Source organism: Streptomyces sp. 2323.1 (assembly GCF_900221035.1).
In the GTDB taxonomy this organism is placed as follows: Bacteria; Actinomycetota; Actinomycetes; order Streptomycetales; family Streptomycetaceae; genus Streptomyces; species Streptomyces sioyaensis.
The window spans coordinates 2,439,722-2,465,118 of the sequence record NZ_LT907981.1 but is presented as its reverse complement, the minus strand read 5'-3'; the positions used below and the strand labels follow the sequence as shown (position 1 = coordinate 2,465,118).

The following is a 25,397-nucleotide window of genomic DNA, read 5'->3' as shown; positions in this document are numbered from 1 at the left end:
CCCGTGCCCCGCGGGTTTCCCCGTGCGCTTTCTCGTCTAGTGTCGTCGGCCAGAAGGTGCGGTTTGGAACGGGTGGATTGACATGACATTTCCGGAGCAGGGGATACCGCAGCTGGCGTGGCCGGCGAACGAACTCGAAGAGGTCCTGGCCGCCGCGGTCGGACATCCCGGCGCGGGCGGCCGGATCGTCGAGGTCCTGGGCCGCAGCCGGGTGTGGGTGCCGTTGCCCAACGGCGGCGGCCCGCAGAGCGCCGGCCCCGGCGCCCGCGGCCTCGATCTGCCCACCCTTGAGCTCGACGGTGCGCCCTACGTCCCGGTCTACAGCTCCGAGCAGGAATTCCTGCGGGTGGTCGGCTCGCACCTGTCCTTCACCGTCGCCCCGGCACGGGAGTTCGCCCGCGGGCTGCCGCCGCAGGTCGGTATCGCGGTCAACCCCGACGGCACGATAGGCGTCCCGCTGCCGCCCGCCGCGGTCTCCGAACTCTGCCGGGCGGGGCAGCAGTCGATGGACGGGCTGCCGAGCGGCGGCCGGGTGCGGCTCTTCGAACCGGACTGGCAGCACGAGCCGGTGGACTTCCTCGCCGCCGCCGGACTGGAGTTCTCCGCCGCCGGAATTGTCCTGACTGCCCGGCGTGCCCTGGCAAGTGTCGAGGGCGACACGCCCGCGCTGTTCGTCGGTGTTCAGGTCGCCGCCGACCCCGCCGCAGTGCACGACGGCACGGCCCGCGAGGCGGTACTGTCAGCCCTTGGACGTGCGCTCGGCGCCGTACCGGTGCCCTGGCCCGTGCAGCTCGTCATGCTCGATCTCGCCCAGGGGGACCCGGTCGCCGACTGGATGCTGGAGCGTGTGCGCCCCTTCTTCTCTCGGCACCACTCATAAGGGCTGAGTGCGGAGCACCAGATGCCGCGGCCTTCCGGCCCTGGCCCCTCGGCAAGCCCTAAGCTGGTTGGATGACGGGCGGGCGCACCCTCACGTGCCCTGCTGACAGAAGGGACGGACGACGTGAGCGCGGGTGCGCATCAGGGGCCGGCGGCGGCCGGGCAGCTGGAGCAGCTGCTCCAGCAGGTCTCGCCCGGCCGTTACGACGCCTATGAGGCGCTGCTGCACGCGCTCGCCGCGGGCCAGGTCTGGATGCTGCTCTGGCAGGGCAGGGCCGGTGCGCCCGACGCGCAGTACGGCAACATGGAGGTCGACGGCCTCGGCTATGCGCCCTGTGTGACCTCGGCGCCCGAGCTTGCCGCCTCCGGCTGGAACCGCGACCACGAAGTGGTCACCGGCCCCGAGATCGCCGCCGCGCTCTTCCCCGACCGCTGGGGCCTGTGGCTCAACCCGCACGCCCCCGGGGGCGGCGTCGGCATCCCCTGGCTGGATCTGCGCCGGATCGCCGGCGGCCTCGACCGGCTGCCCGCCGGGCCGTTGCGGATCTCGGAGCCGGTCATCGACATCCCGCAGTTCTATGCGCTGCTCGCGCAGAACGCCCACCGGACGCCCGCCGTCCGGTCGCTCCGCCGGGCCTGGGTGCAGCCCGCGCTCGGTGCCCCGTATCTGGCGGTCGGTCTGGATCTGTACGACACCGGCCAGCAGGCGGTGGATTCGGCGCGGTTGATGATCCAGCAGTCGATCGGCGCGGTGCCGGACGGGCTGCCGGTCTCCACGGTCGCGATGAACGACGAGTACGACCCGGTCGCCCTGTGGATGCGGGCCTCCACGCGCCCCTTCTTCGACCGTGACGGCTACACCCAGCAGCAGCCCCCCGCCGCCTCGTACGGCTACGGCTACCCTCGCCCGTACTGACACGGTGCTGACACGGCACGGCGCGTCGGCCCGATGCCTTTTCAGGGTGAATTCTCCCGCTTTGACCCGCGGTTGAGGCCCTCTCGCGCGGTGGTGCGCCCCGCTCAGACCGCGTTGTTGTCCGTATAACGGAAAGCCGTGGGCCACATCACAGTTACGCATCCTTTCCCGACCGGGTCTGGTGAGTGATCGCAACTCGGATGAAGACTCCGGCAGCAGAGGACCTCGGTTCTTTCTACGAGTGTCATCCCGCACGACGTCACGCGAATCCCCGAATTCCACCGCGCGAATTTCCGGGAAATCCGCAGGACTTGCACCAGTGATGTGAAGCAGGCCGCTATGCGGCGGGGATGTGGGCCGGTCATTGCCGGCCGAGAGGGGTCAAGGCACCGTGACCGCACCGATCGAGACCACCGGGGCGGCTGCCCAGGCGCAGCCGGAAGCGGTGCTGAAAGGCGTGGAAGGAAAGCGGATCGAGGGGCGTTCGCTCGGTCAGATCGCCTGGCTTCGCTTCCGGCGGGACAAGGTCGCGGTGGCCGGTGCCATCGTTGTCATCCTGCTCGTCCTCGTCGCCTCGCTCTCCCGGCCGCTCCAGGCTCTGCTGGGGCTGGACCCCGACAACCCCAACCAGGCGCTGATCGACCCCAACACCACCCTTCCCAAGGGCGACTTGGGCGGTATGAGCGCGGACCATCCGCTCGGTGTGGACCCGAAGTTCGGCCGCGATCTGCTCGCCCGGGTCCTGGAGGGCTCCTGGGTGTCGCTGATCGTGGCGTTCGGCGCGACCTTGCTGTCGGTCGCCCTCGGCACCGTCCTCGGGGTGGTCGCCGGCTTCTACCGCGGGCGGGTGGACGCCTTCATCAGCCGGATGATGGATGTCTTCCTGGCCTTCCCGCTGCTGCTGTTCGCCATCGCGATCTCCGCCTCGCTGCAGGGCGGCGCCTTCGGCCTGGAGGGCCTGCCGCTGCACATCTCGGTGCTGATCTTCGTGATCGGCTTCTTCAACTGGCCGTACATGGGGCGCATCGTGCGCGCCCAGACGCTCTCGCTGCGGGAGCGCGAATTCGTCGACGCCGCCCGCGGCATGGGTGCGCGCGGCCCGTTCATCCTCTTCCGGGAGCTGCTGCCCAACCTGGTGGGGCCGATCATCGTCTACTCCACCCTGCTGATCCCCTCCAACATCCTCTTCGAGGCGGCCCTGAGCTTCCTCGGCGTCGGCATCCAGCCGCCCCAGGCGTCCTGGGGCGGGATGCTCAACCAGGCGGTCAAGTACTACGAGGTCGACCCCCAGTACATGATCGTCCCCGGCCTCGCGATCTTCGTCACCGTGCTCGCCTTCAACCTGCTCGGTGACGGTCTGCGGGACGCATTGGACCCGCGCAGCCGCTGACGGCGGTGCGGGGCGCCCGCTCACATGTCCCACCTGCGTTTTTGATGTTGACCTTTCTCGACGAACGAAGGGGCACCGACCATCATGCGAAGGTCAGTTCCGGTCGCGGCGGTTGCGGCCATCACCAGTGCGGGCCTTTTGCTGGCCGGCTGTAGCGGGGGCAAGGATTCCGGAAGCGGTTCGGGCGAGGCGAACGCCGCCACCAAGGGCGTCGTCAACGCTTCGGACGCGAAGGGGGGCACGGTCACCTACGCGATCAGTGACGCCCCCGAGTCGTTCGACCCGGGCAACACCTACTACGCCTTCGTCTACAACTTCAGCCGGCTCTACGCGCGCCCGCTGACCACCTTCAAGCCGGGTCCCGGCAGCAAGGGCAACGAGCTGGTCCCGGACCTCGCCGAGTCGATGGGCAAGGCCAGCGACGGCGGTAAGACCTGGACGTACAAGCTCCGCAAGGGCGTCAAGTACGAGGACGGCACCGAGGTCACCTCGCAGGACGTCAAGTACGCCGTCGAGCGCAGCAACTTCGCGCGCGACACCCTCTCGCTGGGCCCGAACTACTTCCAGCAGTTCCTCCAGGACAACGACGGCGGCGGCTACAAGGGCCCCTACAAGGACAAGGGCAAGGCCGGGCTGAAGTCCATCGAGACCCCCGACGCGCAGACGGTCGTCTTCCACCTCAAGAAGCCGTTCGCCGAGTTCGACTACCTGGTCAGCGCCCCGCAGACCGCCCCGGTCCCGCAGGCCAAGGACAAGGGCGCGGACTACACCAAGGCGGTGCTGTCCACCGGTTCGTACAAGTTCCAGAGCTACCAGGAGGGCAAGCAGCTCACCCTGGTCCGCAACCCGCAGTGGTCGGCGAAGACCGACCCGCTGCGCAAGCAGCTGCCGGACAAGATCGTCCTGAATCTGAAGGTCGCCCAGTCGACCATCGACAAGGACCTCCAGTCGGGCAACACCCTGGTGGACCTGGCCGGCCGCGGTGTCGACGGGCAGACGCAGGCCAAGCTGCTGGTCGACCCCAAGGAGAAGGCCAACACCGACAACGCGCTCGGCCAGCGCCTGGTCTACACGGCGATCAACACCAAGGTGAAGCCGTTCGACAAGCTGGAGTGCCGCAAGGCCGTCGAGTACGCGATCGACAAGAAGGCCGTCCAGACCTCGCTCGGCGGCCCGATCCGCGGTGCCGTGGCCTCGACGGTCCTGCCGACCGACATCGAGGGCTACCAGAAGTACGACCTGTACCCGCAGAAGTACAGCGGCGACAACCTGGACGTGACCGAGGCCAAGAAGCACTGGGACGCGTGCGGCGCGGGCAAGGCCACGACCACGATCCTGGCCCGCAACGACCGTCAGGACGAGGTCGACGCGGCCACCTCGGTCATCGAGTCGCTCAAGAAGATCGGCGTCACCGCCAAGATCCAGTCCTACCCGTCCAGCAAGTACTTCTCGGACTACGCCGGTGTGCCGGCGTTCGACAAGAAGAACAACGTCGGCCTGATGATGATGCAGTGGGGCGCGGACTTCCCCACCGGCTACGGCTACCTCCAGCAGATCCTGCACGGCAAGGCGATCGGCCAGTCCGGCAACTCCAACCTGTCGCAGCTGGACGACCCGGAGATCAACAAGCTGCTCGACAGCGCCATCGCCAACACCGACAAGGCGGCCCGCGAGAAGGCGTACGCGGAGATCGACAAGAAGGCGATGGAGCAGGCGGCGATCGTCCCGCTGACCTACTTCAAGGTCCTGATGTACCGCTCGCCCAAGGCCACCAACCTGGTGTCCACCTCGGCCTTCAGCGGTGAGTACGACTACCTCAACATCGGCGTCAAGAAGTAGCAGCCCTGGAAGGCAGGTGAAGGCAGGGTGTCCGCGGGCCGGTTGCGGCCGGCCCGCGGCGCCGGCGCCGCGTCCCCGTGTTCTCGTACCTCATCCGCAGGCTGATCAGCGCAGTGGTCCTGCTGCTGATCGTCAGCGCGGTCACGTTCGGCATCTTCTTCCTGCTGCCGAAGCTGGCCGGGCAGACCACCGACCAGCTTGCCCAGCAATACATCGGAAAGGCCCCCACGCCCGCGGACATCGCGGCGGTCAAGAAGAACCTGGGCCTGGACAAGCCCGTCTTCGAGCAATACTGGGACTTCCTCAAGGGCATTTTCGTCGGCGTCGACTACAAATTCGGACCGGAAGCGGCCAAGTGCCATGTGCCGTGCTTCGGTTATTCCTTCAAGACCCATATCGAGGTCTGGCCGGAGATCCAGTCCCGGCTCCCGGTGACCCTCTCGCTGGCCGCCGGCGCGGCCGTGCTGTGGGTGGTCTCCGGTGTCGCGACCGGTGTGCTCTCCGCGCTGCGCCCCGGCTCGTTCTTCGACCGGATGGCCATGACCGTGGCGCTGGCGGGCGTCTCCCTCCCGATGTTCTTCACCGGCGCCCTGGCGCTGGCGCTGTTCACCTACCAGTGGCCGATCTTCGAGCGCAGCGACTACGTACCGCTGATGGACGATCCGTTCCTGTGGGCCCGGACCCTGGTCCTGCCCTGGGTCACCCTGGCCTTCCTCTACTCCGCGCTCTACGCCCGGCTCACCAGAGCGGGCATGCTGGAGACGCTCAGCGAGGACTACATCCGCACCGCCCGCGCCAAGGGCCTGCGGGAGCGCAAGGTGGTCCTCCGGCACGGCCTGCGGGCCGCGCTCACCCCGATCATCACGGTCTTCGGCATGGACCTGGGCCTGCTGCTCGGTGGTGCGCTCATCACCGAACAGGTCTTCTCGCTCAAGGGAGTCGGGGCCTTCGCCGTCGAGGCGATCAACGCCAACGACCTGCCCAACATTCTCGGCGTCACCCTGCTCGCCGCGTTCTTCATCGTCATATGCAACCTGGTGGTGGACGTTCTGTACGCCGCCGTCGACCCGCGGGTGAGGCTCTCGTGACCGACTCCACCGATGACCGGAAGGGGACCGCGGCGGCCGCCCCCGAGAAGGCAGCGCAGCCGGCCGCCTTCCTCGACGTGCGCGATCTGAAGGTGCACTTCCCCACCGACGACGGCGTGGTGAAGTCCGTCGACGGGCTGACCTTCAGCCTGGAGAAGGGCAAGACGCTCGGGATCGTCGGCGAGTCCGGCTCCGGCAAGTCCGTGACCTCGCTCGCGGTGATGGGTCTGCACCGCGCCGCGCGCCAGCAGCGCAGCAAGGTGACCATGTCCGGCGAGATCTGGCTGGACGGCAAGGAGCTGGTCTCCGCCGATCCGGACGAGGTGCGCCGGCTGCGCGGCCGCGAGATGGCGATGATCTTCCAGGATCCGCTGTCCGCGCTGCACCCCTTCTACTCGGTCGGCACCCAGATCGTGGAGGCCTACCGCGTCCACCACGCCGTGGACAAGAAGACCGCGCGCAAGCGGGCGATCGAGATGCTCGACCGGGTCGGCATCCCGCAGCCCGACAAGCGGGTCGACGACCATCCGCACCAGTTCTCCGGCGGGATGCGCCAGCGCGCCATGATCGCGATGGCGCTGGTCAACAACCCCGAGCTGTTGATCGCGGACGAGCCGACCACCGCCCTGGACGTCACCGTCCAGGCGCAGATCCTGGACCTGATCCGCGATCTGCAGAAGGAGTTCGGCTCGGCGGTCATCATCATCACCCACGACCTCGGGGTGGTCGCCGAGCTCGCCGACGATCTGCTGGTGATGTACGGCGGCCGGTGCGTCGAGCGCGGCCCGGCCGAGAAGGTCTTCTCCGCGCCGCAGCACCCCTACACCTGGGGCCTGCTCGGCTCCATGCCGCGCATCGACCGGGACCAGACGGACCGGCTGATCCCGGTGAAGGGCTCCCCGCCCAGCCTGATCAACGTCCCGTCCGGCTGTGCCTTCAACCCCCGCTGCCCGTACGCGGACGTCCCCGAGGACAACCTGACCCGTACGGTCCGTCCCGAGCTGCGCGAGGCCGGCGGCGGGCACTTCTCCGCCTGCCACATGTCGCAGGAGGAGCGGGAGCGTATCTGGACCGAAGAGATTGCGCCGAAGCTGTGACCGAGACGACGGACGACCAGAACAAGACGATCCCGCTCCAGAAGGGGACCGAGGCTTCGAAGGCCCCCGCCGACCCCGAGCCGCTGCTGCGGGTCCGCGGTCTGGTGCGGCACTTCCCGATCACCAAGGGGCTGCTCAAGCGGCAGACCGGGGCGGTGCAGGCGGTCGACGGCATCGACTTCGACGTACGGCCCGGGGAGACGCTCGGCGTCGTCGGGGAGTCCGGGTGCGGCAAGTCGACCATGGGCCGGCTGATCACCCGGCTCGACGAACCGACCGGCGGCTCCATCGAGTTCCAGGGCCGGGACATCACCCACCTCTCGCCGGGCAGGCTGCGGCCGATGCGCCGCGACGTCCAGATGATCTTCCAGGATCCGTACGGCTCGCTGAACCCGCGGCACACCATCGGCGGCATCGTCTCCACCCCCTTCCGCCTCCAGGGCGTCGAGCCCGAGGGCGGGGTGAAGAAGGAGGTGCAGCGGCTGCTGGAGCTGGTGGGCCTGAGCCCGGAGCACTACAACCGCTATCCGCACGAGTTCTCCGGCGGTCAGCGCCAGCGCATCGGCATCGCCCGCGCGCTGGCGCTCAAGCCCAAGCTGGTGGTCGCCGACGAGCCGGTCTCCGCGCTGGACGTCTCGATCCAGGCGCAGGTCGTCAACCTCATGGACGACCTCCAGGAGGAGCTGGGCCTGACGTACGTCATCATCGCCCACGACCTCTCGGTCATCCGGCACGTCTCGGACCGGATCGCGGTGATGTACCTCGGCAAGATCGTGGAGTTGAGCGACCGCAAGGCGCTCTACGAGACGCCGATGCACCCGTACACCAAGGCGCTGCTGTCCGCGGTGCCGGTGCCCGACCCCAAGCGGCGCACCGAGCGCGACCGGATCCTGCTCAAGGGCGATGTGCCCTCGCCGATCAACCCGCCCTCCGGCTGCCGGTTCCGTACCCGCTGCTGGAAGGCCACCGAGGTGTGCACCACCACCGAGCCGCCGCTGGTCGCGCTGCGGACCGGCCATCAGGTGGCCTGTCACCACCCGGAGAACGCCGGCGACCCGGCACCGGCCGCCGCTCCGGCGGCCGAGGGCCCCGCCGGAAGTAAGGCCTCAACCGGCGAATAACGCCTGGACTTGGCAAAGTCCTGGGCAAGACGCAGCGGGAGAGTGCAGAGTCAGCACGGTTGTTCGATCTTCATCCGTGTGTCCGAAGGGATGGCTCATGGCACTCTCCCGTTCTGCGCGTCGCACCTCCCGGTGGCTCGCCCTGGCCACCGCGGTGGCCGCGACGGCCTCGATCGCCGCGGCGCCCGGTGCGTCCGCCGGTGCCGCCGGAGTCGGCGACTCCTATTTCCCCAAGTTGGGCAACGGCGGCTTCGACGCCCTGCATTACGACCTCGGCGTCAGCTACCACCCCGACAGCGGCCGCCTCGACGGCCGCACCACGCTCACCGCCCGGGCCACCCAGAATCTCTCCGCCTTCGACCTCGACCTGCAGCAGCTGACGGTCGACTCGATACGGGTGAACGGCCGCAAGGCCCACTTCGCCAGATCCGGCGACGAGATCACCATCCGCCCGGACTTCGCGCTGCACCGCGGCCGGAAGTTCACCGTCACCCTCGCCTACCACGGTGTTCCCAAGCCGCTGGGCGGGCCGATCATCTTCGGCTCCAACTACGGCTGGATGAAGACCAAGGACGGTGTCTTCGTCGCCTGTGAGCCCAACGCCGCCTCGACGTGGTTCCCCTCCAGCGACCACCCCAGCGACAAGGCGACCTACGACATCCGCATCGACGCCCCCAAGGGCCTGACCGGCGTCTCCAACGGCCGGCTCATCAACTCGGGGGAGGCGCACGGCCGGTCCTACGCCCACTGGCGCGAGAACCGCCCGATGGCCACGTACCTGGCCACCGCCACCATCGGCAAGTTCGACATCCGTACGGGCACCACCCCCGGCGGCACCCCGATCTACGTCGCCACCGACCCCACCCTGCCCACCGGCAAGGTCGACGTCTACGGCATCACCGCCGAGGCCACCGACTACTGGTCCAAGATCTTCGGCCCGTACCCCTTCGAGGAGACCGGGGCGATCGTCGACGACATGCCGGAGGCAGGCTTCTCATTGGAGGTGCAGTCCAAGCCGGTCTACTCGGCCGTGCGCAACGAGACCACCATCGTCCACGAGCTGGCCCACCAGTGGTTCGGTGACTCGGTCTCCGTCAAGCAGTGGAAGAACATCTGGCTCAACGAGGGCTTCGCCAGCTACGCGCAGTGGCTGTGGTCCGAGCACCGCGGGACCCTCAGCGCCCACGACGCCTTCCGCAAGGCCTACAACGACATCCCCGCCGACAGCGACTTCTGGAAGCAGAAGATCGCCGACCCGAAGCGGGACACCATGTTCGCCGACTCCGTCTACCGGCGGGGCGCGATGACGCTGCAGGTGCTGCGCGAGCGGATCGGTGACAAGGCGTTCTTCAAGCTGCTGCCGGCCTGGACCGCACAGCACCGTTACGGCAACGCCGACACCGGCCAGTTCATCGCGCTCGCCGAGAAGATCTCCGGCAAGCAGCTGGACGACCTGTTCCACACCTGGCTCAACACGGACAGCAAGCCGGCGCTGCCGGGGAAGTAGGGGCTGAGGGCCGCGGCCCGGCGGGCTCTCCCCCGCCCCCTCCCCCCTCCCCCCTTCGGGGGAGGGGGCGGGGGTGGGTTCGGGGGTGGGGGGTGCCAGAGCCCCGTTCAGCCGCCGTCCGGCCGGCCGCCCCGGGGGCGCAGCTGCTGCGGCCGCGGCAGATGCAGCCCGAGGTAGACCGCGCCCATCCGCAGGGCGAAGACCACCCCCGCCGAGATCGCCGCGGCGGGGGTGGCGCCCGTTCCGAGGTGGTGCAGCAGCAGGTAGCAGCAGGCGCCGGCCAGCGCGGCGATCGCATAGACGTCCTCGCGCAGCAGCAGCGGCGGGAACTCGCCGCACAGCACATCGCGGATCACCTCGCCGGTGACGCCGGTCAGCACGGCCAGGATGATCACGGCGAGCGGGGTGGCGCCCGCCTCGATCGCCGCCCGCGCACCTATCACCGTCACGACGGACAGCCCGACCGCGTCGACCACCAGCAGTGATTTGTGCGGCAGCTGCCAGAACCGCAGATACGCCATGGTGCCGACGCCGACACAGATGATCACGGTCAGCAGCACCCAGTCGTGCGTCCAGTACAACGGCCGCCGGTCGAGGATGAGATCACGCAGCGTGCCGCCGGAGATGGAGGCGGCGAAGGCGAGCACCAGCCCGCCGAAGGGGTCCATGTTGGCGCGGTAGGCGGCCAGCACCCCGCTCGCCGCGAACGCCGCGACCCCGGCCAGGTAGAGGACGTGAAGCATGGCGCTCATCATCGCAGGCCCCGGAAGGACTGCTTCCGCCGAGGCCGCAAAACTGACACTACCGGTCGGTAACTATCCGGTGTAGCGTGCAACCCATGGCTCTGGTGACCCTTGGCAACAGCGAGTTCGACCGCGATACGGCGGTCAGCCGCCGCGCCCCGGGCGTGTACGACGCGCACCTCTCCGCCGGCTGGACGATCATCCAGGCGGTCAACGGCGGCTACCTCCTCGCCCTCATGGGCCGCGCCCTGGGCGAGGCCCTCCCGCACCCCGACCCGCTGTCGGTCACCGCGCACTATCTGACGGCCTCGGTCCCGGGCCCCGCCGTCATCCGCACCGAGGTGGTCCGCACCGGCCGCACCATGTCGACCGGCACCGCCCGCCTCCTCCAGACCGACGAGGACGGCAACGAGATCGAGCGGCTGCGGGTGCTCGCCTCGTACGGCGACCTCGACGCCCTGCCCGACGACGTCCGCACCACCGCCAAGCCGCCGGCCATCCCGCCGTACGAGCACTGCCTGGGCGCGGACGACGCCCCCGGCGACGCCTCCGCCATCCCCGGCAGCACGGCCATCACCGAGCGGCTCGACCTGCGCCTGGACCCGGCGACCGCCGGCTGGGCGGTCGGCGCCCCCTCCGGCAAGGGCGAGATGCGCGCCTGGTTCGGTCTGGCCGACGGCCGCGACCCCGACCCGCTCTCCCTGCTGCTGACCGTCGACGCGCTGCCGCCCACCGCCTTCGAGATGGGCCTGCTGGGCTGGGTGCCCACCGTCGAACTGACCGCCCACATCCGCCACCGCCCCGCCCCCGGCCCGCTGCGGGTCGCCATCACCACCCGCAATCTGGCCGGCGGCTTCCTGGAGGAGGACGCGGAGGTCTGGGACTCCCAGGACCGACTGGTCGCCCAGTCACGGCAGTTGGCGCGGGCGGTGTTGCAGGGGTAGGGCCCAGCTCTACGGCTGGTCCCCTGTCCGGGAGGGCCGGGCCCCGGCCCGACGTCGCGTCCGGCCCCGTTCGCAGCCCGCCCCGGGCGCGATGACGGAAAGTGTGACGCAAAGAGCAGGCGGTGGCCGACCGGCTCATGTCAGACTGATCGCCATGGGGGATGTGGCTCTCAGGATCGACGACGCGACCGTGGTGTGGCTGCGGGACGGGCACCCGGCCGCCGGGCAGCACTCCGGCACACACGAGCGGTCCACCGGACAGCGGCCGACGGACGGGGACCGGCCTCGACATCCCGGCGACGACGCCGAGTTGGAGCTTCCGGACGGCTTCGGCGCCGCCCTTCCGGTCAGTGTGGACGCCCGGATGAGCCGGGCGCTGACCCGTGGCGGCGAGGCCCTCGAAGAGGCCCTGCGCCCGCTCGGCGGCGTACTCGGCCAGATCCACCGCTCGATCTCCGCCGGCAGTCACCGCCCCGACGAGGTCACCGTCGAGTTCGGGGTCACGCTCGGCTCCGACCTGAGCCTCGGGGTGTTCTCCGGCAGCGGCGAGGCCAGCTTCAAGGTCTCCGCCACCTGGAACCTCGGCAGCGGCACGGACGGATCCGGAGGGACGACGACGCCGTGAGCGCAGGCGCAGGTCCGGACACCCCGCTTCAGCAGTCCTTCGCCTCCTTACGGTCCGGCGACCGGGCCGTCGGCGCGGGCGTACTGGTCGCCGAGCGGCTCGTGCTGACCTGCGCCCATGTCGTCAACAGCGCACTGGGCAGGGACCGTTTCGCCCAGGACACCCCCGGAGCGGGCGACCCGGTCACCCTCCGGCTGCCCCATGTCGCGGCCGGCCGCGATCTGACCGGGCGGGTCGTGCGGAAGATGTGGGTGCCGCCGCGGGCCACGGCCGCCACAAGCGCCCCGGTCCGGCCCGGACAGGTGCCCTACCACGGCGATCTGGCCGTCCTGGAACTGGCCGAGGCCCCGCCCGCCGGCGCCGAGCCGGCACCGTTCCTCCAGCACAGCTACGCCAACGAGACCATCGCCTTGTGGGCCAGCGGCAATCCGCTGCCCACGGTGCGCGCCGTGCCCCGGGTCTCGGCCCCGCCCTGGATCGCCCTGGACGTGCTCGGCGGCGCCGAGGTCACCGAGGGCTTCAGTGGCGGGCCGCTGTGGGACCGGGCCCGGCAGGCCGTCGTCGGTCTGGTCGCGGCCGTCCATCAAGCCCCCCAACCGGCCGCGCCCGGCGCCCTGCCGACGACGATGTACGCCATCAGCGTCCCGGCCATCGAGGCCGAACTCCCGGCGCTGCCGCCCTCGGCGGTGCCCACCGCCCGGCGCGGGGTGCAGCAGTTGCTCACCGCCCTGGAGCGGGTACTCCAGGGCCGCGAGGCGGTGCTGGCCTGCGAGGAACGGCTCGCCGCCCGGTTGGGCAGACCCTCGGCGGGCCCGGCGGCCGACCTCGAACGGCTGGTCGGCCTGGCCGTGGGCGTCCGCCGCGGCATCCCCGAACTCCTCGACCTCGTACGGGACTACGAGCCGCCGCATGCCGGCGGCCCCTACGAGCCGCACCCCTGGCCCGGCCACCACGGCGCCCGCGAGGACTGGGAACGGCTGCGCCGGGCCGCCCGTACGGTCCGCCCCGGCGAGTACCTGACCACCCGTCAGCGCCGCGATCTCTCGGGCCTGCTGGCCCACTGCACCCGCACCGACCCCCGCACCCTCCTCGAACGCGTCCTGCCGCACGCCCCGGAGCTGCCCGCCGTCGCCGGCCTGGCCGATGCGATGGACGCCCTGGAGGGCTTCAGCTCCCTCAGCGGCGCGCCCGTGCCGCCGCTGCTGCAAGGGGTGGTGCGGGTCAGCGTCGAGGAGAGCGCGGCCGGTACGTACCCGTCCGAGGACCTGGACGCCTGGGTCGAGCGCGTCGGTGCCCGCTCGGGCGTCGACGAGGCGGCGGTCAGCCAGTTCCGCGCCGATGTGGTCGCGGCCGCCGCCCCGGTCCGTACCCCGGCAGCGGGCCTGCCGGGCACCGTCGCCCCGTCCGCCGCCCCGCGCGTCCAGGTGGAGCTGCTGCCCACGGCGACCGGACGCCGCTTCACCTACCAGATCTGGACCCTCGCCGACCGCCGGACCCACCGTCTCGCGCTGGTCCGCGACGCCGAGGCGGGCAGCGAGCAGGTGGTGGACGACATCCGCCGGGTGCTGCGCACCGAGGTCCGGGAAGACCCGGAGACCGCCCTGGTGGAGTACTTCCTCCCGGCTGCCTGGCTCGGTCTGGACGTCGACTCGTGGGAGTCGCCCGACGGCGACGAGGACGGGCCGTTCGTCCCGGGGATCACCCGCCGGGTGGTGGTGCGGACCACCGAGCGCTCCCGGGAGAGCTACGCCGGATGGAAACAGCGCACCGCGGCCCTGCCGCACGCCAAACGCCTGGTCCTCGACGAGCGGCACACCGACCGGATGGTCGCCCGCGCCCAGCTGGAGGTGCACCGCGACGCCGGGACGGTGATCGTCTGCTGCCCGCCCCACCACCACGGCACGCTGTTGCGGCAGTGCGTCCAGGCGGGCGTCCACACCGTGCTGTGGCACCGCGCCGAACACGGCGCACAGCTCGCCCAGGACCTGCTGGCCCTGGTGGACGGCGCCGACCACACCGAGGTCCCCGAGGTGGTGCGCCTGGAGCGGGCCAAGGCGATGGCCGAGCCGGAGAGCGCCACCCACCACGGCCGCCGGCTGTCCCTGCTGTACGACGCACCCGACCACCGTCCCCCGCAACTCGCCCCGGATGCCTGGGTGCTGACCCAGCCCTGAACGCCCGGGTGTGCACCGTGGACACGGCGGCCCACCCGGCGAGCCACACAGCAAAGAACGAGGAGAACGTGCGGTGACCGGACAGAGCGCAGCAGGCGCACCCCACGACCCGGAGGCGGAGCCCTGGTGGGTGTTCCGCGGCCCGTCGGACCTGCCCGCCCCACCGCCTTGGCGGCGCTTTCCGGCCGGAGCCGGGGCGGCGGCGCCCCGTGCGCCGTACCTCCTGGAGCGCAATGAGATCTCCGTGGTCAATGCGGCGCTGCATCTGCACCGTCCGCTGCTGGTCACCGGCCGCCCCGGCGCCGGCAAGAGCTCGCTGGCCCATGCCGTCGCCGAGGAGCTCGGGCTCGGGGACGTCCTGCGCTGGTCGGTCAACAGCCGCTCCACGCTCCAGGACGCCCTCTACCGCTACGACGCCGTGGGCCGCCTGCGGGAGGCCTCGCTGCGCCGGGAGCGCGAGGCGTCCCACGGCTCGGTGCGCCGGCCCAGGGCTCCGCGCGCCACGGCCGCCGGCGACATCGGCCAGTATCTGCGCCTCGGCCCGCTCGGCAGCGCACTGGCCGCCGGCCGGCCCCGGGTCCTGCTCGTCGACGAACTCGACAAGGCCGATATCGACCTGCCCAACGACCTGCTGGTCGTCCTGGAGGAGGGCGAGTTCGAGATCCCGGAGCTGGCCCGGCTGCCCGAGCACCAGCAGGAGGTGCCGGTCCTGCTGAGCGGAAGCCGGGAGCGGGTCGCGATCCACCGCGGGGTGGTGCGCTGCACCCACTTCCCGGTGGTCGTCATGACCAGCAACGGCGAACGGGACTTCCCGCCCGCGTTCCTGCGCCGGTGCGTGCGGCTGGATCTGCCGGAGCCGACCGGGGACCGGCTGCGGAAGATCATCGAACACAATCTGGGCGCGCCGGCGGTCGCCGCGGCGGAGGACCTGATCGAGGTCTTCCACCAGCGCGCGCAAACCCAGACCCTGGCCACCGACCAGCTGCTGGCCGCCGTCCACCTGCGCATCAGCGGCGCCGACCTCACCAAGGACGAGCTTCTCGGCGCCGTACTGCACCGCCTCGACGAGCCCATGGCGCCATGATCGACCGACTGCGACAGGCGATGTCGGCCGCCGGCTACGACCTCGGGGCCACCGAACTCCTCGACGTGCTGTGGCTGGCACGGGTGATGGAGGGGCGTACGGCGGCCGGGGGGCCGGGGGATTCGGGGGAGCCGGGGGAGTGCGTGGGCGGGACGGGGGACGGGGCTGCATCCGGGGACGGGGCCGCATCCTGGGGCGAGGACGCCTCCGGGCACGGGGACGGAGCGGAGGAGGGCCGGCGGCGTACGGAGGCCGGGGGAGCGGAGGGCACCACGGCCGCTGCGGACACGGCACCCGAGGGGCGGTCGGCGGACGCCGCGCCCACGACGCCTGCCGCCCCCGCCGACTCCACCGACCCCGCCGACTTCCCGGCCTCCTCCTGTGACTCCCGACCCACCGACTCCACCCGTCCGTTGACGCCTCCCGGCCCGCCCCGGCGCGCGCTGTACGCCTGGGGGAGCGCGGGCGGTGAATCCGGCGCGGACCGGGCCCGCCCCGCGCGGGTCCCCGGCGGGCGTGCGCTGCCCGATGCCCAGCAGCTGGGCCGGGCGCTGCGCCCGCTGCGCAGATCCCGTGACCACCCGCACCGCACCGTCACCGACGTCGAGGCCACCGTCCGGCTCGCCGCCGAGACCGGCTTCCTCGATGTCGTCTCCCGCCCGGAGCAGGAACCGCGCTGGTCGGCCGTGCTGTTGGTGGACTGCTCGGCCGCCATGCAGGTATGGGGGCCGCTCGCCGCCGAACTGCGCGCGCTGCTCGCCCGGAGCACGGTCTTCCGCTCCGTCCGGATCCAGCGGATCGACCCCCGGAACCCCGCCGGCCCGGTGCACCGCCGGCGGTCCGCGGGCGCATCGGTGACCTTTCTGCTCACCGACGGCACCAGCCCGGGATGGCGCAGCCCGCAGACCGTCCGCGCCCTGACCGCATGGGGCAACTGCGGCCCGCTGGCCGTCCTGAACCCGCTGCCCCGGCGGCTGTGGCGCGGCACCGCCCTGGACGCCCGGCCCCGACTGCTGGCCGCGCCCGCCGAGTTCGGCGGCCTCGGCCGGCTCCTCGTCTGTGATCCGCTCAGCGGTGAGCGCGACCCGGAGGCGGCGGGGGTGCTCGCGCTGCCCGTGCTGCATCCGACCGCGTCCGCGCTGGAGCAGTGGGCCGGTCTGCTCACCCGCCCCGGAGTGCCGCATCTGATCGACACGGTGCTGCTGGACGAGCTGCCCGGGCACCGGGGGCCGGACCGGCCCGAGGGCAGCGCCGAGGAGCTGCTGGCGCACTTCCGCGGCGCGTTCTCCCCCGAGGCCTACCGGCTCGCGGTCCGCCTCTCCGCCGTCCGCCCCCTGACCACACCGCTGATGCAGCTGGTGCGCGCGGCCACGATGGGCGACGCCGGCCCCACCCATGTCGCGGAGATCCTGCTCGGCGGCCTCCTGGAGCGCACCGACCGGGCCCGGGACACCTCCGCCGCACACACCCTGGACCGCGCCCTGGGCGCCCCGCCACCGGGCCTGGCCACCGAGCCCGTCTACGACTTCCGCCCCGGCGTACGGGAGTTGCTGTTCAGCGGGCTGGGCGCGGAAGCGGCCGTGGAGGTCGTCGAGGCGGTCGGCCGGTCGCTGGAGCCGTACATGGGGCGGCTGCCCGACTTCCCGGTCCTGATGGGCGACGAGGACGGGGAACTGCGGCTACAGGCCTCGGCGCGGGCCTTCGCCGTCCTGGCCAGCCCGGTGCTGGAGCGGTTGGGGGGTGCGGTGCCGGGCCCGCCGGGCGGGGTGGTGCCGTCGCAGCGCCGCCCCGAGCCGACGCCCCCGTCGCTCGACGAGCAGCTCTCGGTGCCCGCGCGCCGGGCCGTCCGGCTGCTCGCGCTGGCGGACCTCGCGGACACCTCGCCCGCCGGCCTCCCCTTCGGCGCCACGGCCGCGCTGCTGGACGAGAACACACCGCGGACCCGTGAGGTGCTGGACGAACTGGTGGCGGCCGGCGCCCTGCGGAAAACGGCCGCCGATCGCCACCGCTTGGCCGACGAGATGCGGGGCCCGGCCTGCGAGGCCGTCGGCCGCGAGCTGCCCGCGGCACAGCGGGATGCGGCGCTGTCGCGGCTGCTGGCCTGGTATCTGGCCGTGGGCCGGCAGATGTTCGCGCTGCGCTACCCCGGTGAGCGGATGCTCCAGGACCTGGCCCGGGTCTCGTCCCCCGGCCCCCTGCCCACGACGAAGGACCGCACCAAGGCCCTGGCCGTTTGGGTCGAGGAGCTGCCGCAGCTGCTCGCCCTCGTCCGCCGTGCCGTGGTCCGCTCCCCGGGGACCGTCCGGACCGCCGCCGACCTCCTTCTGCTCGCTGGGACGACCGCGGATTGCGGAGCGCTCTCCGCCGCCTTCGAACCGGCCGCCCGGACCGTGGCGGCGCGGGCGGCAGGGGCGGGAGACGCCCGGGCCGAGGGCCGTGCCCGGCTGGCACTGGCCGAGGCGTACCTCGCGCTGGGCAAGGCCGACGAGGCCGAGGCCGCGGCGCGCCGGGCACAGGAGCTGGCCGGCCGCTGCGGGGATGCGCTGACCCGCTTCCGGGCACCGTATGCGCGCGGGATCATCGCCCTGCACCAGGGGCAGCACGACACCGCGGAGCGGTATCTCACCCCGGCATGGGAGCAGTGCGGGCGCCGCGGCGATGCACTCGGCGAGGCCCTCGTGCTCGGTGCGCTGGCCCGGCTCTGGGCGGCGACCGGCAACGGCTACGAGGCGGTGCTGTTCGCCGAGCGGAGCATCGGCGCCCACCGCAGCGCCGGCGGCGGCTCCCCGCGGCTCGCGCACGGCCACTACGCCCTCGCCGTGGCGCTGTCGTCGGCCGGCCGGCCCGCCGGCGCACTCCGTGAACTCTCCCGGGCCCTGCCCCTGTTCGAGGAGGACCGGCAGCGCCTGTGGGCAGGGCGCACCCGCTGCCGGATGGCCGAGGCGAAGGTCGCCCTGGTCCGGCCCGGCGAGGCGGTGACGGCTGCTGCGGACGCGGCGGAGCGGCTGCTGGTGCCGGGCGGGGAGCGATGGCGGGCCGACGCACTGACCGCGGCGGGACATGCCCAGACTGCCCTGGGACACAAGCAAGGGGCCCGGTCGCACTGGCGCGAGGCGCTCGCCGTCCTGGAGGACTTCGGCGCCCCGCAGGCCGTCGAACTGCGCGCGCTGCTCCGGGAGAAGCCGGATTCTTCGGCGTCCGGTCCGCACCGGCCGGGGTTCTCGCGCACCGCGGAGACCGCCCGCACCGGCACGGCGCTACGTGATCTGACGGCGGCCGTCCGCACCCTCGGCGATCAGCTGCGGCTGCGGGGCGCGGACGAGGCAACCGGCCCGCGGCCTGCCGGCCCGACCGCCCCGCCGGAGTCTCCAGATTCTCCAGATACCCCGGACACCTCGGACGCCTTGGACGCACTGGACGCCCTGGCGGCCGAACTCGCCGGCCACGTCCGTGACCTGGAGAGGACGGGCCGGGCGCCGCGCGCCGGTCTGCCGCGCCTGCGCGCAGCCCTGGAGTCGCTCACCGCCTCCGACGCGCTCACGGCGGCGGAGGCCGGGGTGGCCGAGGTGGTGGCCGCCGTTCGCACCCTGAGCCGTCGCCTCACCCCGTAGGTACGCCGCGCCCCGGAGCGCCTTCCTCCCGCAGGAACTCCCCCAGCGCCGCGGTCAGTTCCGCCGGGGCATCCTCCTGCACCAGGTGGCCCGCGCCCTCGATCAGCCGCAGACGGGAGCCCGGGATGCGGGCCGCCAGTTCGCGGCCCTTGGCGGGCGGAATCCAGGTGTCCCGGGCGCCCCAGCAGATCAGCGTGGGCAGCGCGATCTCGCCGTAGCGCCCCTCGATCTCGTCGGTGAACCGCTGGTCGTTCTGCCCGATCTGGCGGTAGAACGCCGGCTGCCCCTCGTCCGTGCACCAGGGCTCGACCAGCCGGTCGAGGACGGCCGGGGGCAGCCCGGCGTGACTCGCGGAGGACACGTACTCCCGCACCAGCGCCCGGTGGAGCGCCGGCGGCAGCTGCCCGAACACCTCGCGGTGCGCCCCGAGCAGCCGGTAGGCGGGCGAGCCCCAGGGCGCCAGCGCCACCGGGTCGACGAGCGCCAGCCGTTCGTACCGCGCGCCGTGCAGCAGATGCGCCCGCAGCGCGACACAGCCGCCGAAGTCGTGCGCGACGACAGCCGGCCGGGACCGGTCCCCGGCGAGCTCCCAGTGCTCCAGCAACTCCCCGAACACCCGGGCCTGCGCGCCGAGCGAGACATCCTGCCCGTCGCGCTTCCCGGAGGCGCCGTACCCCGGCATGTCCCAGACGAACACCCGGTGCCGCGCGGCCAGGGCCCGGGCGACACCGCGCCAGACGTACGACGAGAACGGCGTCCCGTGCAGCAGGACCACCGCGGGCGCCGTCTCCCGCCCCGCCCCGAGCACGGCCCACCGCACCTCGTCGCCCGACGCGGTGCGGAACGTACGGTCCAGAAGCCAGTCAGTCATGACCATCAGGCTAGTGACTCCTTACAGGGGTGTCGAGGGGGGGCGGGCGGACCGGCGGCGGGCCGCGCTCGGCGGCCCGGGACGAGCTGTTCGGGCCGCCGAGCGTGGTCCGAGCGAACGGACGGTGGCCCCGCCGGGCACGAAGCATCCACGCGCTGCGGATGCGCCCCCAGACCCCGTCGCGCCAGCTCGTAGAATCGTGCGCACCATGGTTTACCTCGACCACGCCGCCACCACTCCGATGCTCCCGGAGGCGGTGCAGGCGATGACCGCCCAGCTGACCGTCACCGGCAACGCGTCCTCGCTGCACGCCGACGGCCGGCGGGCCCGGCGCACCGTCGAGGAGGCGCGCGAGTCCCTCGCCGCCTCCCTCGGCGCCCGCCCGAGCGAGATCGTCTTCACCGCGGGCGGCACCGAGGCCGACAACCTCGCGGTCAAGGGCCTGTACTGGGCGCGCCGGGCCGCCGACGCGTCCCGTACCCGGGTCCTGGCCAGCCCCGTCGAGCACCATGCCGTCCTCGACGCCGTGGAGTGGCTCGCCGAGCACGAAGGCGCCCGGGTCGAATGGCTTCCGGTCGACACCTACGGACGGGTGCATGCCGGCGCGCTGCGCGAGGCCATCGCCCGCAACCCCGCCGATGTCGCGCTCGCCACCGTCATGTGGGCCAACAACGAGATCGGCACCGTCCAGCCGGTCCGCGAACTCGCCGAGGTGGCCGCGGAGTTCGAGATTCCGCTGCATGCCGACGCGGTGCAGGCGGTCGGCCAGCTGGAGGTCGACTTCGCCGCCTCCGGGCTCGCCGCGATGACCGTCTCCGGCCACAAGATCGGCGGCCCGTACGGCATCGGCGCCCTGCTGCTGGGCCGTGAGTACGCCCCGGTGCCGGTGCTGCACGGCGGCGGCCAGGAGCGGCAGGTGCGCTCCGGCACCCTCGACACCCCCGCCATCGCCGCCTTCGCGGCCGCCGCCCGGTGCGCCGTCACCCGCCGCGCGGACTTCGCCCGCGACATCGGCGCGCTGCGCGACGACCTGGTCAAGGCGGTCCGCGCCGCCGCCCCGGACGCCGTCCTCGGCGGCGACCCGGACCCGGCCGGCCGGCTTCCCGCCAACGCCCACTTCTCCTTCCCCGGCTGCGAGGGCGACTCCCTGCTGCTCCTCCTGGACGCCCAGGGCATCGCCTGCTCGACGGGCTCCGCCTGCACCGCCGGCGTCGCCCAGCCCAGCCATGTCCTGCTGGCCACCGGCATGTCCCCGGAGCTCGCCCGCGGCACCCTGCGGTTCTCCCTGGGCCACACCTCCACGGCCGAGGACGTCGCCGCCCTGGCACAGGCCATCGGCCCGGTGGTGGAACGGGCCAGGAGCGCGGGCCTCAGCTGACAACTGCATCAGGCAACGTTGGCCTGGCGACGACGCGCCGACCGGGAACGGATCCCGATCGGCGCGCGTCGCGGACCTCGCTCGGCGGTATCAGCCGAGGTGCCGGGCGAAGAACCGTAGCGTGCTGTCCAGCTCGAACGCCGGGAGCTCCCCGTGCTTGCCGGGGTTGGCGTGCAGCGTCTTCTCGGCCGAGGCCAGGGCGTCGAACAGTGCCAGGCTCTGGGCCCGAGGCACCCGCTCATCGTCCCACTGCACCAGGAACTCCACCGGGACGGTGATCCGCGCGGCGGCCCCGGCCGATGCCGACGCCCCGCCCAAGCCCAGAACCGCGGCGCGGACCCGGGGCTCGGCGGCAACGAACGGAACACCAAGTCCACAACCCAACGACACCCCCCAATAGCCCACCGGGCCGGTGCCGACGTGATCGAGTCCCTGGACCGCGCCCAGGACCGCCTGCCATTCCGGGACGGTCCGGCGAGCTACGAGCGCCTGGAACTCAGCGATCAGCGGAGCCAGTTCCGCTCCGGCCGCCACGCGAGCCTGGTTCTCGGTCGCGATCCGGTCGTACTCCTCATCCTTTGGTCGGTCGCCATGGCCGGGCACGTCGAGCGCCGCGACCGCGAAATCGCATTCGGCCACGAAGCGGCGCGCACGGGCCACTATTCCGGGGGCCTTCTTGTGCTGGCCGCCGCCGTGTCCCAGCAGGACCAGGGGACGAGTACCGGCGGCACCTTCCGGCGTCCACAGCACGCCGGGAATCTCACCGAGGGTGAAGAGCTGTTCGCGGACGCCGTCGGACGACGTCTGAGAGGCGAAGCGCATAGCGTTTCAAGCCTTTCGGGATGCCTTCTGCGGGCACTCCCTAGGCCTTGCGCGGGAGGGAGCCCCGACCTGTCACAGCGTTGATCGGTCTCACCTCCTCAGTTCGCAGCGGCGCACGGCGGCGCCGAACGTATCACAAGGGCTGAACCCCCATCTGGGCAAGGACGTCGACAGGGCGAACGTTGCCTGACGCGGCTCCAGGGAGGGGTCTTTTGGATCACCCCGGGGCCGACCCCCAAGACCCCTCCCTAGGCCTTCCGCACGGGCGGCCGCTGCGTCGCCCGTGCCGCCCGGTGCAGCTCGGCCCGGACCAGCCGCAGATAGCGGTCCCAGTCCCAGTGCCGCCCCGGGTCGGTGTGATCCGTCCCTGGCACCTCCACATGCCCCACGATGTGCTCCCGGTCGGCCGGAAAGCCGTAGCGGCGGCAGATCCCCGCCGTCAGTCGTGCCGACGACGCGTACATGGCAGCGGTGAACGACTCCGGCCGGTCCACGAACCCCTCGTGCTCGATCCCGACGCTCCGCTCGTTGTAGCCGCGGTTCCCGGCGTGGAACGCCACATCCAGCTCACGGATCATCTGGGCGATGTGCCCGTCCTTGCGGACCACATAATGGGCACCCGCCTCATGATCCGGATCCCGGAAGACCCTCAGCGCCGTCGCATAGCTGCCCTGGACGACGTGGATCACGACCCGGTCGATCCCGTAGTCCGCCGGCCGGTCCGCCCGCCGGTAGTTCTCCGGGGACGCCGCGACCCACTGCGCACCCCGGAAGTCGACCGCGCCCGCCGTCCGCGGCTTGTCGTTCCCCGGCAGCCGCCACCACCAGTGGGCCAGCTCGTCCCGCGCCGCGAACGCCGCGGCCCCGGCGGCCACCACCGAGCCGCCCCCGATCCACAGCGCCCGCCGCCGCGTCACCCCGGGCCCGGCCCCCTCGCCGCTGCCCCCGTCACCGTGCTGCCCACCGTGCTCCCCGCCACTTTTCCCCATGCGTTGATCAACGCTTTCCGCACTGTCACCGGTTCCGTCTACTCTGGACGGGCTATGACTGATGACGCCCCCCGCCGCCTCCGCGTACTCGCCGCCATGTCCGGCGGTGTCGACTCCGCCGTCGCCGCGGCCCGCGCCGCCGAGGCCGGCCATGATGTGACCGGCGTGCATCTCGCGCTCTCCGAGAACCCCAAGTCCTTCCGCACCGGCGCCCGCGGCTGCTGCACGATCGAGGACTCGCACGACGCCCGCCGCGCCGCCGACGTCATCGGCATCCCCTTCTACGTCTGGGACCTCGCCGAACGCTTCCGCGAGGACGTCGTCGACGACTTCCTCGCCGAGTACGAGGCCGGACGCACCCCCAACCCCTGCCTGCGCTGCAACGAGAAGATCAAGTTCGCCGCCCTCCTGGACAAGGCCCTCGCCCTCGGCTTCGACGCGGTGTGCACGGGCCACTACGCCACCGTCGTCCTGCGCGAGGACGGCACCCGCGAACTCCACCGCGCCTCCGACATGGCCAAGGACCAGTCCTACGTCCTCGGCGTCCTCGACGACCGCCAGCTGGCGCACGCCATGTTCCCGCTCGGCGACACCCTCACCACCAAGGCCGAGATCCGCGAAGAGGCCGCCCGCCGCGGCCTGTTCGTCGCCAAGAAGCCGGACAGCCACGACATCTGCTTCATCGCCGACGGCGACACCCAGGGCTTCCTCGCCAAGCGGCTCGGCACGGCCCAGGGCGACATCGTCGACGAGTCCGGCAACCGCCTCGGCACACACGAGGGCGCGTACGGCTTCACCATCGGCCAGCGCAAGGGCCTGCGCATCGGCCACCCGGCCCCCGACGGCAAGCCGCGCTACGTCCTGGACATCTCCCCGGTCGACAACACCGTCACGGTCGGCCCCGTCGAAGCCCTCGACGTCACGGCCCTGACCGCCATCCGCCCCCGCTGGTGCGGCCGCCCCCCGACGGCCGGCCCCGCCACGTACACCGCCCAGCTACGCGCCCACGGCGGCGAAACCGAGGTCACGGCCGAGCTGGTTGACGGCGACGAGCTTCAGGTGACGTTCACGGAGCCCGTCCGCGGCGTGGCCCCCGGCCAGGCGATCGTGCTGTACGACGGCACGCGGGTGGTCGGCTCGGCGACCATCGCCACTACGGAGCGGCGGGCACGGGCGGGGGCGTAGCCCCGGCTGGACCTGCCCAGGCGGTTCACAGGCAGGAGGCGCTGACCACCACGATGCGTTCCCCGCACACGTCCGTCGGATAGCTCAGCATGCGATAGCGGCCCCCGGGAGTCGGGCTGCTCTGGCCGGATCACGCTCGATGGCGACGAAGATGGCCCAGCGACGGTAGAGCATGCGGATCGGTGCCGTGCTGCCGTCCTGGCCCGCCCGGTCGAATGCCTGCCGCATCTCCTCGACCAGCTCCGGCAGCTTGGCGGAGGCCAGTGCGGCGACCGCCGAGCGCAGTGCCGGGAGGGTCAGATCAGGCATCGGCATGAGGGGACCGTCGCTGTGCACTGGTTGGCTGCTCATGCGGAACTTGTCTTCCCGGGCCGGGCGCCTATGCGGCGTGGTCCCAGGGGTTGACGACGCTGGCTCCGGTGCGCTCGAAGTGCTTGGCGTTCCGGGTGGCCACCGTCCAGTCGTTGGCCAGCGCGGTTGCGGCGATCAGGGCGTCGGGCGGGTCGATGCTCGTTCCGGCCGCCTTGAGCTGCCTGTGCAGCTCGACGTAAGCGATCGCCCCCGGCTCATCGAGCACGGCAATACGGTCTTGGTATTCCCGGCGCAATTCGTCTAATGCCTGGGCGTAGTGTGCGCGACGCCTGTTGTCGGGCGCCGCGGCGATTCCGGCCTCGATCTCGCCGATGGTGATGACGCTGATGTACATGTTGCCGGCCGGGAGGGACTTCGCCCAGGAAACAACCTCGGGTGCGGGCCTGGGCCTGACGGAGATTTCGGAGATGACATTGGTGTCGAGGAGATAGATCACTCGCTGTCATCCTGCTCATCGTAGGAACGCTCGCCGAATTCCAGCCCCTCGAACGGAGTCGAGAGCAGGAATTCCAGGAACCCATCGTTCCCCAGCTTCGCCCAGCGGGTGAGCATTGAGGGGAGGTCATCCATGTCGGTCTCGGCGAGTTCGGCGTCGAAGTGACGCACCTGATCCTCGGGCAGCGAATCCCGGATTTCGCGAATGGTACGAAGCGGATGTGCGGGCTTGCGGGCAGCAGCGGAGTGCGGCTCGTCATCGGGGGGTGCGGACGTCATGGGCGCCTCCCTGTTTGCCAGTGCGGAACTCATCCTGTCCTGTCCTTT

22 protein-coding genes are annotated in these 25,397 nt (G+C 71.9%); 15 read left to right on the top strand and 7 right to left on the bottom strand.

What is annotated here, in order from left to right; genetic code table 11:
* The first annotated feature begins 82 nt into the window (after window positions 1–82).
* The 8 genes from CPH93_RS09915 to CPH93_RS09880 all read left to right on the top strand — a co-directional run bounded on the left by CPH93_RS09915 (window position 83) and on the right by CPH93_RS09880 (window position 9,837).
* Entirely contained in the window at window positions 83–880 is a 798-nt protein-coding gene (locus CPH93_RS09915; protein WP_096212566.1) for an enhanced serine sensitivity protein SseB, read from the top strand.
* A gap of 123 nt (window positions 881–1,003) precedes the next feature.
* Window positions 1,004–1,795 (top strand): enhanced serine sensitivity protein SseB C-terminal domain-containing protein, encoded by a 792-nt coding sequence (locus CPH93_RS09910; RefSeq protein ID WP_093485278.1) that lies wholly within the window; start codon window positions 1,004–1,006, stop codon window positions 1,793–1,795.
* Between the two features lie 391 nt (window positions 1,796–2,186).
* Window positions 2,187–3,185 (top strand): ABC transporter permease, encoded by a 999-nt coding sequence (locus CPH93_RS09905; RefSeq protein WP_093485279.1) that lies wholly within the window; start codon window positions 2,187–2,189, stop codon window positions 3,183–3,185.
* A gap of 84 nt (window positions 3,186–3,269) precedes the next feature.
* Window positions 3,270–5,024: an ABC transporter substrate-binding protein gene (locus CPH93_RS09900; RefSeq protein ID WP_093485280.1), complete on the top strand. Its 1,755-nt coding sequence runs from the start codon at window positions 3,270–3,272 to the stop codon at window positions 5,022–5,024.
* 77 nt (window positions 5,025–5,101) lie between these two features.
* The gene (locus CPH93_RS09895; protein ID WP_093485281.1) at window positions 5,102–6,112 is read left to right on the top strand and encodes an ABC transporter permease; all 1,011 of its coding nucleotides are present in this window, start codon (window positions 5,102–5,104) and stop codon (window positions 6,110–6,112) included.
* A complete protein-coding gene (locus CPH93_RS09890) occupies window positions 6,109–7,209 on the top strand; it encodes an ABC transporter ATP-binding protein (protein WP_093485282.1) in 1,101 nt (366 codons plus the stop codon). The genes CPH93_RS09895 and CPH93_RS09890 overlap by 4 nt, the downstream gene beginning before the upstream one ends.
* Window positions 7,206–8,330 (top strand): ABC transporter ATP-binding protein, encoded by a 1,125-nt coding sequence (locus CPH93_RS09885; protein WP_391257089.1) that lies wholly within the window; start codon window positions 7,206–7,208, stop codon window positions 8,328–8,330. Before CPH93_RS09890 ends, CPH93_RS09885 begins: the two co-directional genes overlap by 4 nt.
* Before the next feature lie 97 nt (window positions 8,331–8,427).
* On the top strand, window positions 8,428–9,837 hold the full coding sequence (locus tag CPH93_RS09880) for a M1 family metallopeptidase (protein WP_093485283.1): 1,410 nt from the start codon (window positions 8,428–8,430) through the stop codon (window positions 9,835–9,837).
* Between the two features lie 107 nt (window positions 9,838–9,944).
* Here CPH93_RS09880 and CPH93_RS09875 read toward each other — a convergent pair whose 3' ends face one another.
* Window positions 9,945–10,580 (bottom strand): trimeric intracellular cation channel family protein, encoded by a 636-nt coding sequence (locus CPH93_RS09875; protein WP_173909762.1) that lies wholly within the window; start codon window positions 10,578–10,580, stop codon window positions 9,945–9,947.
* Window positions 10,581–10,675: 95 nt separating this feature from the next.
* Between CPH93_RS09875 and CPH93_RS09870 the strand changes: the two genes are divergently transcribed.
* The 5 genes from CPH93_RS09870 (at window position 10,676) to CPH93_RS09850 (ending at window position 19,018) form a co-directional block, all read left to right on the top strand.
* On the top strand, window positions 10,676–11,524 hold the full coding sequence (locus tag CPH93_RS09870) for a thioesterase family protein (protein ID WP_096212565.1): 849 nt from the start codon (window positions 10,676–10,678) through the stop codon (window positions 11,522–11,524).
* A 154-nt stretch (window positions 11,525–11,678) separates the two neighbouring features.
* Entirely contained in the window at window positions 11,679–12,149 is a 471-nt protein-coding gene (locus tag CPH93_RS09865; protein WP_093485286.1) for a CU044_2847 family protein, read from the top strand.
* A complete protein-coding gene (locus tag CPH93_RS09860; protein ID WP_096212564.1) occupies window positions 12,146–14,323 on the top strand; it encodes a VMAP-C domain-containing protein in 2,178 nt (725 codons plus the stop codon). The genes CPH93_RS09865 and CPH93_RS09860 overlap by 4 nt, the downstream gene beginning before the upstream one ends.
* 73 nt (window positions 14,324–14,396) lie before the next feature.
* A complete protein-coding gene (locus CPH93_RS09855) occupies window positions 14,397–15,407 on the top strand; it encodes an AAA family ATPase (protein ID WP_173909761.1) in 1,011 nt (336 codons plus the stop codon).
* Window positions 15,404–19,018, top strand: coding sequence for a tetratricopeptide repeat protein (locus CPH93_RS09850; RefSeq protein WP_096212563.1), 3,615 nt, complete (start codon window positions 15,404–15,406; stop codon window positions 19,016–19,018). Before CPH93_RS09855 ends, CPH93_RS09850 begins: the two co-directional genes overlap by 4 nt.
* Here CPH93_RS09850 and CPH93_RS09845 read toward each other — a convergent pair.
* The gene (locus CPH93_RS09845) at window positions 19,008–19,889 is read right to left on the bottom strand and encodes an alpha/beta fold hydrolase (RefSeq protein ID WP_173909760.1); all 882 of its coding nucleotides are present in this window, start codon (window positions 19,887–19,889) and stop codon (window positions 19,008–19,010) included. The genes CPH93_RS09850 and CPH93_RS09845 overlap by 11 nt on opposite strands.
* Window positions 19,890–20,097: 208 nt before the next feature.
* On the opposite strand from CPH93_RS09845, the gene CPH93_RS09840 reads away from it, so the two are divergent.
* The gene (locus tag CPH93_RS09840; RefSeq protein ID WP_093485289.1) at window positions 20,098–21,267 is read left to right on the top strand and encodes a cysteine desulfurase family protein; all 1,170 of its coding nucleotides are present in this window, start codon (window positions 20,098–20,100) and stop codon (window positions 21,265–21,267) included.
* 90 nt (window positions 21,268–21,357) lie between these two features.
* Here the strand turns inward: CPH93_RS09840 and CPH93_RS09835 are convergent, their stop codons facing one another.
* Together CPH93_RS09835 and CPH93_RS09830 are read right to left on the bottom strand one after the other, a co-directional pair.
* Window positions 21,358–22,089: a dienelactone hydrolase family protein gene (locus tag CPH93_RS09835; RefSeq protein WP_096212561.1), complete on the bottom strand. Its 732-nt coding sequence runs from the start codon at window positions 22,087–22,089 to the stop codon at window positions 21,358–21,360.
* Window positions 22,090–22,337: 248 nt separating this feature from the next.
* A complete protein-coding gene (locus CPH93_RS09830) occupies window positions 22,338–23,078 on the bottom strand; it encodes an N-acetylmuramoyl-L-alanine amidase (protein ID WP_231977255.1) in 741 nt (246 codons plus the stop codon).
* Window positions 23,079–23,132: 54 nt separating this feature from the next.
* Between CPH93_RS09830 and mnmA the strand changes: the two genes are divergently transcribed.
* Window positions 23,133–24,263, top strand: coding sequence for a tRNA 2-thiouridine(34) synthase MnmA (gene mnmA / locus CPH93_RS09825; RefSeq protein WP_093649138.1), 1,131 nt, complete (start codon window positions 23,133–23,135; stop codon window positions 24,261–24,263).
* A gap of 84 nt (window positions 24,264–24,347) precedes the next feature.
* Here the strand turns inward: mnmA and CPH93_RS09820 are convergent, their stop codons facing one another.
* From CPH93_RS09820 to CPH93_RS09810, 3 genes are all read right to left on the bottom strand, one after another.
* The gene (locus tag CPH93_RS09820; protein WP_159394986.1) at window positions 24,348–24,578 is read right to left on the bottom strand and encodes a hypothetical protein; all 231 of its coding nucleotides are present in this window, start codon (window positions 24,576–24,578) and stop codon (window positions 24,348–24,350) included.
* Window positions 24,579–24,642: 64 nt separating this feature from the next.
* Window positions 24,643–25,071 (bottom strand): type II toxin-antitoxin system VapC family toxin, encoded by a 429-nt coding sequence (locus CPH93_RS09815; RefSeq protein WP_096212558.1) that lies wholly within the window; start codon window positions 25,069–25,071, stop codon window positions 24,643–24,645.
* Window positions 25,068–25,349: a hypothetical protein gene (locus tag CPH93_RS09810; RefSeq protein WP_096212557.1), complete on the bottom strand. Its 282-nt coding sequence runs from the start codon at window positions 25,347–25,349 to the stop codon at window positions 25,068–25,070. The genes CPH93_RS09815 and CPH93_RS09810 overlap by 4 nt, the downstream gene beginning before the upstream one ends.
* Window positions 25,350–25,397: the final 48 nt, after the last annotated feature.